Annotated in this window: 12 protein-coding genes; 2 read left to right on the forward strand and 10 right to left on the reverse strand. The window is 38.0% G+C overall.

All coding sequences use genetic code 11. The features are described from left to right. The 8 genes from AC1M9B_RS05160 to cxpE form a co-directional block, all read right to left on the reverse strand. On the reverse strand, positions 1 to 832 hold an 832-nt coding region (locus AC1M9B_RS05160), incomplete at its 3' end, for a thioredoxin family protein (protein WP_481608701.1). A gap of 171 nt (positions 833 to 1,003) precedes the next feature. Next, positions 1,004 to 1,924: a hypothetical protein gene (locus AC1M9B_RS05165; protein ID WP_481588962.1), complete on the reverse strand. Its 921-nt coding sequence runs from the start codon at positions 1,922 to 1,924 to the stop codon at positions 1,004 to 1,006. A 17-nt stretch (positions 1,925 to 1,941) separates the two neighbouring features. After that, positions 1,942 to 3,072: a toxic anion resistance protein gene (locus AC1M9B_RS05170; RefSeq protein WP_092766783.1), complete on the reverse strand. Its 1,131-nt coding sequence runs from the start codon at positions 3,070 to 3,072 to the stop codon at positions 1,942 to 1,944. Positions 3,073 to 3,080: 8 nt separating this feature from the next. After that, positions 3,081 to 3,863 carry a tellurium resistance protein gene (locus tag AC1M9B_RS05175; protein ID WP_180027900.1) on the reverse strand — a complete coding sequence of 261 codons (783 nt, stop codon included), beginning with the start codon at positions 3,861 to 3,863 and terminating at the stop codon, positions 3,081 to 3,083. A gap of 128 nt (positions 3,864 to 3,991) precedes the next feature. Beyond that, positions 3,992 to 6,403 (reverse strand): CSLREA domain-containing protein, encoded by a 2,412-nt coding sequence (locus AC1M9B_RS05180; RefSeq protein WP_481608702.1) that lies wholly within the window; start codon positions 6,401 to 6,403, stop codon positions 3,992 to 3,994. A 12-nt stretch (positions 6,404 to 6,415) separates the two neighbouring features. Then, positions 6,416 to 8,206 carry a rhombotarget A gene (gene rbtA, locus AC1M9B_RS05185; protein ID WP_481597225.1) on the reverse strand — a complete coding sequence of 597 codons (1,791 nt, stop codon included), beginning with the start codon at positions 8,204 to 8,206 and terminating at the stop codon, positions 6,416 to 6,418. A 181-nt stretch (positions 8,207 to 8,387) separates the two neighbouring features. Continuing rightward, on the reverse strand, positions 8,388 to 9,095 hold the full coding sequence (gene hda / locus AC1M9B_RS05190; RefSeq protein WP_035266869.1) for a DnaA regulatory inactivator Hda: 708 nt from the start codon (positions 9,093 to 9,095) through the stop codon (positions 8,388 to 8,390). A 15-nt stretch (positions 9,096 to 9,110) separates the two neighbouring features. Next, complete coding sequence (gene cxpE / locus AC1M9B_RS05195; RefSeq protein WP_481608703.1) at positions 9,111 to 10,334, reverse strand: chloramphenicol efflux transporter CxpE; 1,224 nt, start codon at positions 10,332 to 10,334, stop codon at positions 9,111 to 9,113. Between the two features lie 135 nt (positions 10,335 to 10,469). Between cxpE and purM the strand changes: the two genes are divergently transcribed. Beyond that, on the forward strand, positions 10,470 to 11,540 hold the full coding sequence (purM, locus tag AC1M9B_RS05200; protein WP_481586445.1) for a phosphoribosylformylglycinamidine cyclo-ligase: 1,071 nt from the start codon (positions 10,470 to 10,472) through the stop codon (positions 11,538 to 11,540). Positions 11,541 to 11,558: 18 nt separating this feature from the next. Beyond that, complete coding sequence (gene purN / locus AC1M9B_RS05205; RefSeq protein ID WP_481608704.1) at positions 11,559 to 12,188, forward strand: phosphoribosylglycinamide formyltransferase; 630 nt, start codon at positions 11,559 to 11,561, stop codon at positions 12,186 to 12,188. Between the two features lie 15 nt (positions 12,189 to 12,203). Here purN and AC1M9B_RS05210 read toward each other — a convergent pair whose 3' ends face one another. Together AC1M9B_RS05210 and sppA are read right to left on the reverse strand one after the other, a co-directional pair. After that, entirely contained in the window at positions 12,204 to 13,013 is an 810-nt protein-coding gene (locus AC1M9B_RS05210; RefSeq protein WP_481591826.1) for an alpha/beta fold hydrolase, read from the reverse strand. Then, positions 13,010 to 14,023, reverse strand: a complete 1,014-nt coding sequence (sppA, locus tag AC1M9B_RS05215; RefSeq protein WP_481608705.1) for a signal peptide peptidase SppA — start codon at positions 14,021 to 14,023, stop codon at positions 13,010 to 13,012. Before sppA ends, AC1M9B_RS05210 begins: the two co-directional genes overlap by 4 nt. Between the last annotated feature and the right edge of the window lie 43 nt (positions 14,024 to 14,066).

Raw genomic sequence — 14,066 nt, forward strand, 5'->3', positions numbered from 1 at the left:
CACGAACATGTGCTTCCATTTCAGCCGCAAACTTAGGACCTTGCGTCTTTTGCACTGATGTAAAGTTTTCAATATCCATGGTGTCCATGACTTGACCACCCATGCGCTCAGCAACGATCCCCGTACGGATACCTTTACGAGCCGCATAGATTGCAGATGTGTTACCTGCAGGACCACCACCGATCACAAGCACGTCAAATGCATCTTTGGCATTGAGTTTTTCAGCATCTTTCGCTGCAGAGTTAGTATCGAGCTTCGCAACAATTTCTTCCAATGTCATACGACCTTGACCAATATGTTCGTTGTCTTGGAACACCATTGGGACAGCCATGATTTTGCGTTCTTCAACTTCGTCTTGGAAGAATGCACCATCAATCATGGTTGCAGTTGTGCCAGGGTTGTAGATTGCGATCAAGTTAAGTGCTTGAACCACATCTGGACAGTTATGACAGCTTAAAGATACGAATACGTCAAAGTCAGATTTGATTTCTAAAGCTTTGATGGATGCTAATACTTCATCAGATACTTTTGGTGCATAACCAGAAGTTTGTAGCAATGCCAAAATCAAAGAAGTGAACTCATGACCCATTGGTAAACCTGCGAAGAAGACACGCGGTTCTTCACCTGCTTTTGCAATACCAAAGCTCGGCGCACGTTTATTTTGACCATCAAAACGAGCTGTGACGAATGGAGAAAGTTCAGCCACTTCTTCCACAAGTTCTTTGATTTTTGCAGATTTGTCTGAATCATTTAAAGTCGCAACCAATTCGATTGGACCTTCAAGGCGTTCTAAAAGCGTTTTTAATTGAGCTGAAGTATTTTGATCTAACATTGCTAACGTCTCCAAAGGAGTAATATTTATTTGATAAAGCTATATTAGAAGAAATACAAAAATAGGTAAAACAGTTAGTTTGCATAAAGACTATCGAAAAATTGAATTAAAAAATCATTCATTTAAAAATGAATGATTCTTTTATGATGGTCGTAACAGTACAAACTTTAACTATATCTCCAAACGTTGAGTGATCGTTTGAATTCTGCTTTTAAAACTACGAGCTAATCCAAAGAAAATAAGCATTAACAATAACATGATGGCTGAGAACACCATTAATATCATCTTGACGACTTCTGAAATTTGTCGTGCCTGATTTGCCCGATGATCTATCGCTTTTGCCCAAGGAGTAATAGATTGACCATAAACTTGTTGCTGCATTGACCATAACTGCTCTGCATTAAAACCATATTCGACAAACTGTTTTTCATTTCTTTCAGCTTGCGCAAGTCGAGCTAAATATGCAGTTGCTAGCTTGGTATCTTCAGGTTTGTGAATCAAAGCCACTTGCGCAAGGACGTAGGCTTGTATAATTGGATTGACCTGTTGTTCAGTCATGATGACAGCAATCTGACTTTCGTGAATCGATTTATCATAATGACTTAATTGATATTGTTGTTCCAACGACTCATCATTCAAGTCATATTGAACATAGGTCAAACCTGACCAAATTAAGATGACAGCAATGAACCAACCAACAAACTTAAGTACAAATGATTGAAAGCGCACATAGAAAAAACGTATTTTCTTTAAAAAATGAACGATAAAAAAAGCACCAATGACTGAGCTAAATACTTTTAGAATGAACCAACCTAACCAAGATATCAAATTAAAAAAATAGTCAGGCTGATGTTGGTACACGTTTACGACTTCATCTAAACTATGTGGCAAATGAAGCTGCTGAACAGTTTCACTCATACCCATAAAACCATAAATCATGTCCTGATGAATAAAAAGCGACACAACTGAAATAATGAGTACACTGGTACTCAAAAATCCCCATAAATTAAGTATGCGATTTCGTTTGTACAATTCAGGCAATCTTTTCTGAATCTCAGTCTGCGCCACAAGATATTCATTGGTTTTATTCAAATTTAAACCTCAAGAAATTAGTGTTTTGGCTGATTTTGACTCGAATCCAAAACAAGTTGTTGAAGATTTCCTTGCAAAGCCTTAATACGGATTGATGCCTCTTCACGTTTTTGCATCCCTTCTTTCTGAATACTAATAACATCATTCACTGTTTTAATGAGGGTATTTTGAACATGTTCAAGTGTTTCAATGTCAATCACTGAGCGTTGATTTGCTCGAGCAGTATCGACTGAATTCTGGTGTAATAAATCTGCATTTCGTTTAAGTAACTCATTCGTCGCATCATCAATAGTATTAGCCAATTGGACGCTATTTTTTTGTTCCTGTAATGAAATCGCTAAACTAATTTGATTTTTCCAGGCAGGAAGCGTGATATTTTTTATCGCATAAAACTTATCAACCAACATTGAATTATTTGATTGAATAATTCGAATCATCGGTAATGTCTGCATCGCAGATTGTTGCAATACCTGTAAATCACTCACTCTTTTTTCCAAGTTGTTTGCTAAGTGATTTAAGTCGTAGATTTTTTGATTAGTTTGCGCATCTTGTTCTAGCGTACTTAATTCAGCTATTTGCTCCTGAACTTCTTGTTGTTTAATTTTCCCTGCAGCAATATAAACCCCTAATTGTTTATATTCGTCCTGCACACCATCAAACATACGATCCAATGTATTTACACGGTCTTTTAACCCTTGTTGAGAGGTTTCAATTTCTTTAACTAAAGCATCTATTTGTTCTTTAGTGGTATTGAACTTTTGATCAAAACTCTGTTTAGCACCCTTAAATCGATTTAAGATACTACCCAAGAAGCCTGAACTTTTAGCAGGACTTAAAATACTGTTTGTATTGAGCTGTTGAGCCACTGTAACGACTTCATTTAACTTTTGACCTGTTGCATCCAAATCTTTATTTTTAACTAGATCCAGTAATTCATCCGTATAAGTCGCTGTTTTAGTCGCGATATTTTTCCCATATTCAGCAACCGTAGCATGATTCATATCAGCTAGTTCTTGGTGAACTGATTCGACTGCTGCAAGGTCTGACGTCGTCAACCCAATTTCTTTTAAATCTAACTTGGAAAACTTTTCCTCCGTAGAGATTAAGCTTAAGGATTCATTTTTCTTTTGAATTGGAAAATCAGACATAACACACCTTATTCTTTAATTAGTGATTTTTTTAGAGATCGAATCAGTTGTTCGCGACTTTGATCTAACTTTTCAATATCGACTGCGCCATTTTTAATTTGAGTTTGCTCAAGATGATATTGCCAAGCTGGGATTAATACTTGCTGCGCTTCACGAAAACGATCCGTCAGAGTTAATGAAAGTTGTTGAGTCAATTGCATTTGCATGAGAGAAATATCATTGTTTGCTTGTACCGACTCTAATGTTTGTATTTTTTTAGCCAATCGCTCCTCAAAGTTATCGAGTGGATGGCGATGATGAGAAAAATCTGTGTATTCTGTTAAAAATTGTCTTGCTGCTTGAATGTAGCGCGCCATTTGCTCTCTTAAACCAACTGCTTGCTGAAATCGAGAACTAGACTTTTGGATTTCAATGTGAATACGTTGGGACAGCTGATCAGCATCTAGAATGAGTCTATCTAAATCACGAATATAAGAAATTTGACCCGCACCGAACTCCAAATCCAGACCTAACCACTTTTGGAGAGCATTAAATTTTTTTTGTTTTAATTTCTTTTTGGATTGATTCAATTTTTGAATAATATCTGAAATTGTTTCGCTTAATTTTTTATTTAAAGTGGGGTCTATACCTACCAATAGAGCATTTTGTGCCTGCACAATATGTTCAGCATATAAATTAAGTTTAGACGAATCAGTCAATAAAGGAACAAGATCATGCCTCTTAATTGAGAGCAAATCCGAAGGATTAACTTCAATTTGATTTAAGGGTATAAGCTCATTAAAAGATGACATTGGTGTAATTTAAGAAAGTAATCAGCAATCTTCAAATGTAGCAATAAACTGTTCAAAATATACTAATTTTTTGCAAAATATTACACAAAATCAAACACAAAAAAAGCCAGCAAATGCTGGCTTTTTTATTAATGAGGTTTAGATTTTCTCATTCTAAGCCAACTTAAACCAATGAGTCCTAAAAGCCCAAACCCACCTAGGCTACCCCCTCCACTCGTACGAGAACTTCCAGGCCCTGTTTCCGTATTTAGAACAGCTAATGTTCCCTCACCTGATGAAGCGCCGTCTGCGTCCAATACTGAGTACTTAAGATCATAGGAAAAGACATCCAAATTATTGTTCAACTGAACTCGAATGTTTCCACCATAGCACTTTTTAAAACGGTCATTAGCACATGGCTCTACCCGATCTGCGATAATTGAAACGGGATTCGGTACTCTTGCAAAATAAATTGATACCTCATCCCCATTAGCATTATGGTAAAACTCCTTTTTATTTGGAGGATTGATTGCATTTCTGTTGCCATCACCAGCATCACTCGCTTCAGCCAGTAAATTTACACTGATTTGAGTCGATTTTTTTGGATTGATTGTATATTCCACACGTTCAGGAACAGTTGGCACGATATTGATAAAATTACCAATTAAATATGCACTTGATGTTTTTTTACTGTCGCTTTTTGAAGTAAGCGTATATGTACAGAATTCAGAGTCTCCACTCGGTGTTATGCGACCATCTGTTCTATACATGACTATTTGCTTAAGCTGCGGTTTCCACTCACATTTCAACCGCTCATCAAACTTACCTAAGAACGTTTTATCGATATCTAATTTCCCAACTCCCACAACCTCAACTTTGACATCATAATTATCAACATTAAGATGCTCAATTTTTCGCACCGTACCATCAGGAGAAACAATTTCATCCGGTAAATTCAATTTAAATGGATCGAACAAAATTGGACGATATTGATTAAGATTATTTAACTCATTCAAAAATGCTTTTTGATCGGTGAGCTCCTTATTATAATAATCAATCACTTCTTCTTTGGTTTCAGGATCGGCAATAGCATCTTCGAATGCTTTAATTCTATTCTCAGTTGATTTCTTTATCTGAACCAGTGATTCATTTGCTTTACTTAAATTGGAAACAGTCAACTTTAAGGTTTCTATTGCACCAATATCGCAAGTATTGGGAGTCGCATCTAAACTGTTGAGCGAGTCTAATCCAATCCGATTAATACCTCGTTGATCAAGCAGCGAACAACCATCAGTACCAAAATCAACTAAATCTGTACCACTCGAATTAATCTTCGGAAAAAAGACAGGATGAAAGTTAGTATTCTCATCATTAACTGGTAACGATGTTGAAAACAGATCATTGATACTCAATTGACTAACATCAAGACTATTTTTTTGTGCATTTTCTGACGCTTTTGCTGGTAGATCACAGTCTATAGATGGATTACTCAGTGGAATAGCATTTGCCAATAATTCAATACCTGCTGACTCAACTTGGCTCACATCACCGTGACTATATATACAGGCTTTAGCCTGATTAAAACCTATCACATTATGATTTAAGGCTTTTGCACCTGTATTTCCATACCAAAGCACAGATCGCGCGGTATTCGCGATAATCGTATTACTATCGAGCTTCAAAATAGAATTGGGACTCAAATTTATTTGACCCCCATCTGTTAAACGATCACTAAATTGAAAAATTTGACCTTGTGTAGTATTTAATACATTGGAAGATATTGTATTTGCTTGCAATTGAGTTGTAGGTTCACCACAAAATGAGAATAAACTGTTTGAAGCTGTATTTCCATTTTCGGTAATAGACATACGGGATAAATCAATCTTACGACGTGTGAACACAAGATTATCCAAACAAGACATCGCTATAACAGCGCCTTGCTGAGCTGTATTACCACTCACCCACCCGACCGAATAACTTAAAGAGCTATCACTGTCATTCAAAAATATCGCTCCACCTCTTAATGCAGAAGAGCTAGTGATATTTACATTATATAAATCAGTCTCGCCTCCCAATAGCAAAGCGCCACCGTTGGTAGATGATTTACCATTTCTCAGCTCTATATTTCTTAAACTCAAACTCGGTCGATTTAGATTGGTCGTATTAAAAATGCGATATGTATTTTGACCATTAATTATAGTTTGAATTTTAGTTTGCGCAGGATAACTATTTGAAATGACATTCGGTTTGGAATAATCGACAGGCTCTTTACCCCTAATAATCACTGAAGAAGTTGGCTGAAGCTCTGCATTCAAGCTATAGGTACCAGCTTCAAGCTGAATAATGTCAGTTTGTACTCGATCCGTATTACCTTTAGCACAACCTCCATAAGCTCGATTAGTCGAAGCAGCCGTCAACGCTTCTCTGAGTGAACACTTTGCATCATTAGTACCGTCTTCATCATCAAAGGTAGTGACATAAATTATTGTATCTTCAGCAGCCATCAATGACATTGCAGAAAGGACTGCTAAGGTCAAAAAAGCTTTTCTACTTTTCAACATACGGTTACCTTATTATTTTTTTCTACGTATCGCGATTAAAGTCATCAGACCTAATACGGAGATTAGACCTAGCCCCCCACCAGAAGTTTTTACTTTATCGCTTGTATAAGTATCTCTGGGGTCTTGTTTAATGACAGTTGGAATTTCGATATAAGGATTCATTGACTCATTTAACTGACGTGTAGATACAACGACCAAAACTTTAAAATCATCAGTTCCGTGCCAATTCCCTTGAGGTGTATACGTAAACTCTCCATTTTGGAGTAGTTCAGCTTTACCTTTACTAGGAGAGTTATTTTGTTGGATGATCATACAGCCCGCTTGCCATTCTTCTTTTTTCGGATGAGGTCCGACTAAGGCATCACATTGACTAGCAGGTATTAGCTCACCATCTCCTAGAAAATCATTAATATTTAACTTAACAATCTCTCCGTAAAAGATATCCTTGCCAAATCTGCCTGAAGACGTACTTGACTGAATAAGTTCGATTGCGCCTCGATCACACAAAATACGATCCTTACGTGCGTTGCCACGCTGATCAACTGTTTCACATGATGTACCATTTGAATCTGGTCCACGATTAATGATCGGAGAATCTGTCAATTGTCGATAACTAGGCAACACTCTTGGACGGAAATATCCTAAAGCATAGCCAGAATAGACTTTGAACGGACATAAAATGCCAGATGAATTAACATCACATTCACCTTCTACATCAGTCCCAGCTAATAATGTGCGCTCGCCCAGTTTTTCTGAAGCTGTGCCCTCACAACCAAAACCATATAAATTATTGTTTAAATTTGATTGATCGATTGCAGTCTCTACACGGCAGTCTCGATTGCCATTTTTTGCAATTATATTGTTAGTAAGCGATGCCTTCTTAAACGGTGCATTAAAAACCAAGCCAAAATCATTAAAGACCAGCGTATTGTTATTAAGCGCAATACCATCCTTCACATTGATAATATAGCCCTTATTATTAAAAATTGTTGAATTAGTCACTTTGGCATAATTGAGATTGGTCACCTTAGTTTCGTCTTCACTCAACACTTTATGGCTATAGATTGCGAAACCTTCTGAATCTGTTGTTTTATTACCTTTAATAACAGAAGCACTAATGTCAAAATCAGGATATTCACTATACAAAACAGCACCTTGTTGTGCTTGATTGTTTTCCAATAACGAATTAACTAAATTCACTCGCGCGGAACGAATTTTGCTGGTTTCGGATTCAATAAATGATTCAACATTATAAATCGCACCGCCAAAATTCGCTTTGCCATTGATAAGATGGCTTTTATCAAATTTTAGCCGTTCATAATTGAGAATTAACCCACCTTTGTCTTTGCATACTGTTGCGGCACAACCTTGCAAGGTAATTTCGTAAAATTCCACACCAATTGCAGCATCTCTAATTTCATCATCAGCTTTAGGACGAATTCGCTCAATATGGAAAATTCGATCAGTACCCTTCATTGTTATGACGGCATTTTTTGTACCAGGAATATCGTCGACAATGGTAGTTTCATACTGCGTTCTAAAAACCATCGGTTTAGAGATGCGAACTTGCTCGTTTAGGAGATATTCTTTCGTAGATAAGATAATATTATCTGTGGCATCTTTACCACCACAGCCATTGAGACCTGCTTCAGGTTTACCCTGATTAATATATTCAATTGCTTCACGCAACGAACATTGATCATCATTTTTGGTGATATCTTCAGTGGTCGTAACCACAATATCTGCACTGAATACATGCCCTGTTGCACACAACAATACAAGACCTAAGCCCCGTCTGAGCATTACCATCTCCTTAATTTTTTCTTTATTTTTTTAAGTAGCGAACTTTAATTATGTAGCGCTATTTGTCCATTTTGACTAATCTGTCACAAATTTTTTGAATTCTCAATTATTTTTAAGTAAAAAATTGCCGAGTTCAGATAAAGTCTACATTTTGAGTTTTGAATAACATTTAAAAAAGCATTTAAGCACTATACTGATCGATGAGCGCGTAGATTTGCTTAAGGGTTGCGTTGGATAGCTTAACTTTTTCACCCTGTAGTAACTTTGATAATTGATCAACTGTTTGTAATAAGGTACTGGTCTGTATCGGGCCATTGGTCAGCAGATAATCAATAATTAAAGGATCAAAATGCACACCTTTACGATCTAACACAGAATGTAATAAGGCATAGCGGTCAGCATAGGATTGACCTGTTGGCACTTTAACACTCACCGCTTGAGTTAATCTCGACTGAAGATCTGGTAATTCAAGTTTCAGTTCAATTGGCGCAGATCTAGATGAAAAGACTAGTTGTCCTCCACCATCATTATTATTATTTATTAAATGAAATACCGCCTTTTGCCAATGCGGTACACCACTAATCGCTTCAATATCGTCTAGAGCGACCAAATCATAACGATCCAATGAAGTAATCGCCTCAATTGGAGCATCGAGCAATTCTAGCAATGAAACTTTAATTGCAGATTTCCCCACATCTAGATATGAGTCACATATTGCAGTTAATAAGTGACTCTTTCCTGTGCCCGCCCCGCCATAAAGATAAAATCGATTCATTAATCCAGCATGAAGTTGGCGAACTGCATCAATGACGGGTCCCCAACCTGGGCCGGAAAAATCACTGATCCGTGCATCAAGTTGAGGTTCTATATCAAGTTGCAGTTGCCGCATAAATGCTTGGTCACCTTAAGGTTCTTTATTTTGTTTCTGCACATCGATTTTTTCAGATGTTGCAATATCTTGTTGATTATTGATTGATTGTGGTTTGAGATCAAGCTCAATATCAACCTGATCGGTTTGGATTGTAATTTCACCACCACCATGATCAGCTACGGCAACAGCTGGCGTACCATAAATTGTACTCCTTTCATAAGTGTCACGTGCATGTCGGAGCAGTACCACGATTACAGCTGCAACAGGTAATGCAATCAACATACCCAAGAAACCAGCCAATTGTGCACCAGCCAATACAGCGAATACGACCGCTACTGGAGAAAGACCAATTTTATCTCCCAATAAGAATGGCTGAAGCACATAACCTTCAACAGCTTGCCCTACCATGAACACCACTGCAACTAAAAGGAGTTGAGTCCAATCCATACCAAATTGAAAGAAAGTTGCGATCACGGCAGCAATAATTCCTACTGCAAATCCTAAATATGGGATGATACTTGCCAAGCCTGCAATCATGCCAATAATCAAACCAACTTCCAGACCAATTAGTTGTAAACCAACGGCATAAACAATCCCCAAAAGGATCATCACGAGGAATTGTCCTTTTACAAATGCGCCTAGTACGCTATGGCATTCACCTACGATTTCAAGTGTTGAAGCTTCATAAGGACGTGGAATGAGTCGACGCAAACTATTGAGCATTCGATCCCAATCTAAGAGGAAATAAAATGCAATAATTGGAATCAGTACAATTGTCCCACCAATCTGAATAAAATTCAGACCAGATTGTGCCAATTTGAGTGCCATCGCTTGGATACTGTCAGCACTATAATTGGTTTGAACATACTCCATAACAGCTGCTGAAATCTGGTCTACATCTAATTCTAGTGGCACTATATTGAAAGTATCTGATAACCACGGTAAGAAGCTATAATTTACCCAATGAACTACTTTCGGGATACTGGATTTAGCATACATCAGCTGTTCCCAAATTAATGGAACCAAATACCACATTGCCCATGTGATCACGACACCAATACCAATAAATACCAAACTGATAGACAACCAACGAGGTAAACCTATCTTATGCAATCGTTCAACCAATGGACTGAAAAGATAAGCTATTAAAAATGCACCAATAAATGGGATTACGACCGGTTTTAATAAGTATAAAATCCAGAGAAATAAAGCTATCCCTGCAAGGATAAAAACACGGCGTAGGGTACGATCTACCATAGAAACTCGCCTTTTTTAAGATTATTCGTTATGTAAAGGAAAATATTTTAGTAAAGATAACATTTTAGTGCATAAATAACATAAGAGTTTCGTATATTCAGGTTATAATCCCCGCGCGAATGCGGAGACTTCAATATGAGCAACTCAACTTCTACCCCAAACACTGGTTTAAGCTACAAAGATGCAGGTGTCGACATTGAGGCGGGCGACGCGTTAGTCGATCGTATCAAATCTGTCGCTAAACGCACGACTCGTCCTGAAGTAATGGGCGGTCTTGGTGGCTTCGGTGCACTTTGTAAAATTCCTAAAGGTTATGAAGAACCTGTTCTCGTATCTGGCACAGACGGTGTTGGTACAAAATTACGTTTAGCATTGAATTTAAACCGTCATGACACAATTGGTCAGGATTTGGTTGCAATGTGTGTGAACGATTTACTTGTCTGTGGTGCTGAACCACTCTTCTTCCTTGATTACTACGCAACTGGTCACCTCAATGTTGATGTCGCAGCAAATGTAGTGACAGGTATCGGTCAAGGTTGTGAGCTTGCTGGATGTGCATTGGTCGGTGGTGAAACTGCTGAAATGCCAGGCATGTATGAAGGTGAAGATTACGATTTAGCTGGTTTCTGTGTAGGTGTTGTAGAACAAAGTAAAATTATTGATGGCTCTAAAGTTAAAGCTGGTGATGTATTAGTTGGTGTTGCTTCAAGCGGCGCACACTCTAATGGCTACTCTCTTCTTCGTAAAATTTTAGATGTAAAAAATGTTGATTTAACTCAAATTGTTGATGGTCGTCCACTTGCTGATGTCGCAATGGAGCCAACTCGTATCTACGTTAAACCAATTCTAGAGCTTCTCAAACAGGTTGATGTTCACGCGATGGCACACATCACAGGTGGCGGTTTACCAGGTAACTTACCTCGCGTATTACCAAATGGTGCTCAAGCTGTAGTAAACGAATCTTCTTGGGAATGGCCTGAGCTGTTCAAACTTCTTCAACGTGAAGGTGGTGTAGAACAATTTGAAATGTACCGTACATTCAACTGTGGCGTAGGTATGGTTCTAGTTGTTGATGCTGCTGAAGCTGATAAAACAGTTGAATTCTTAAATCAACTCGGTGAAAAAGCATGGACAATGGGCCACATTGTTGACAATGCTGAATCTGTCGAAGGTGCAGACGAAAAAATTCGTGTGATCTTCGCTTAATCAGTTTATTGTTAAAACATGATTAAAATTGCTGTTTTAGTATCAGGTAACGGATCAAACCTACAAGCATTAATTGATGCAAACCTTTCAGGTCAAATTGTCGGTGTGATCTCGAATAAACCTGATGCTTACGCACTTGAGCGTGCTACTCATGCCAACATTGCAACTGCAGTGATTGAACACAAAAACTTCCCAGACCGTGAAACGTTTGATGATGTTATGCATCAGCAACTGCTCGACTGGGAAGCTGATCTTGTAGTTTTAGCGGGCTTTATGCGTATTTTAAGTGCTAAGTTCGTTAAAGCATGGGAGGGTAAAATGATCAATATCCACCCTTCTCTACTGCCAAATTACAAAGGAATGCATACACATCAACGTGTATTAAATACTGGTGATTTATGGCATGGATGTACAGTACATTATGTCACTGCAGAACTAGATGCAGGTCAAGCACTTGCTCAAGGCGTACTCAAAGTGTCGCACCATGATAATGTTGCATCTTTAGCTGATCGTGTACATCAACTTGAACATTTAATTTATCCTCAAGTTGTAGAATGGATTTGTAATCAAACCATTCAAGTCACATCCGAAGGCGTGCACTATAAAAATCAAATTTTGAAAGGTCCAATACAGTTCTGTCATATTTGATTTAAAAAACGCAGCTTAGGCTGCGTTTTTTTGTGGCGTCAAAATAGTTTTTAAATGCGCAGCCAATTGCTCAGGATGTTCAAGTGGGAACATGTGTCCACCTTCAAAAATACTAAAAGGCACACCAAACTTTTTCCTCACTTTATGAGGGAATTTACGTGCTAAGAATGGACCTTGAGAAGCAACAATTAATTGACTTGGAACTTTGAGCTTAGGTTGAGGCAGCCACCATAATGAAGGATTGGTTCTAAAAATATCCACTTCAATAGATTTTGGAATCGCCAACTCAACGCCGCCACGCGTTGGATCTTCAACTAATGCAAATTGAATATAGTCATTAAAACATTGCTCATCAAATGCTGCATATAGGGCTTTTGGTCGAAGTAATGTTGCAGCTTGCTCTCGACTATCCCAATGATCACGTCGACGTTTAGACAATGCCGCTGGCGACATTTGATCCACTGCTTTTAACTTCAAAGACTTTGCAATATGCATAGCAAATGATTCTAGCCCCATAATAAGAGGTGGATCGAGAAGAATAGTTTGACTAAAAAGTTCTGGGCATTTCAAAGCAGCTTTGAACGTCAAAACTCCTCCTAAGGAGTGCCCGATACCAATCACTTTACGACCATGGGATTTCTGAACAATATTATCAATCACTTGCTGTGTCATACTTTCCCAGTGTTGATCTACAGGATAACGTTGATCAACACCAAGATTGGTCGTATAAATCACATCGAATTGATCAGACAAAGCATCAAAAAATTTTTGATAAACTTTCGATGGAACCCCGTTGGCATGAGCAAAATGGATCAATGGTTTCATTGGATTCGATTCACCTGCTCAGATTGAATCTGCTTGGAAATTGAAGAAGCAAAACCTTGACCAAATTCACTTCCAAGTCGTCCAATCACAGAATCAAAGGGGCTACGTTGAATAGTATAATCTACCGTTTTTTCGACTTTTAATTCGCGTTTCAGTGTGTGAATACTGCCAATCCGATCTGCGATACCGAGCTTCACAGCCTGCTCACCAGTCCAAAACAAACCTGAAAATATAGCAGGATCTTGCGATTTCAATTTATTGCCACGACCTTTTTTAACTGCATCAATAAAATGTTGATGAACATTATCCAATACACCTTGTACGTGTGCACGTTGTGCAGGATCAACTGGTTGTGTCATCGACAATAATGCTTTGTTCTCACCTGAAGTCATGGTGCGATCTTCAACGCCAAGTTTTTGCATCAAACCACTCACTCCATAGTTTGGCATAATGACGCCAATTGAGCCGACTAAACTTGATGGATTAACAATAATTTCATCCGCTGCAGACGCTATGTAATAAGCACCTGAAGCACCTGTGTCACCAATTAATGCATAAATTTTTTTATCTTTATAAACCGACTTTAAATATTGGATCTCTTGCCAAATTTCATCAGACTGAACTGGAGATCCACCCGGAGAGTTAATATTTAAAACAACAGCTTGCGATTGCTTGCTTTCAAATGCTTTTTTCAAACCTTTGATCGTATCTGCACTATTCACACTTTGCTGGTCTGCAGCAATCGTTCCTACAATATCGACTGTAGCAATATGCTGTGATGACACCGCACTATCAGTGGAAGTCGTTGAACAACTTTTCCCCATGACCAAAACTATAAACAACAGATATGCGAAAGTAAGAAATTTAAAAAAGATTCCCCAACGTCTTGCACGTCTCTGTTCTTCTACAGATGCGAGAACAGCTTTTTCTAAAATTTGCCATTCTTTTCCGTTCGGTTGGTTATTTGGTTTTTGATTTTCATTTTGTGGTTCAGGCGGCCAAGCGGACATACATATCATCCAAATTAAATTTAAGCTGACATTATATACAAGG

The organism is Acinetobacter sp. ANC_7513, from assembly GCF_056779915.1.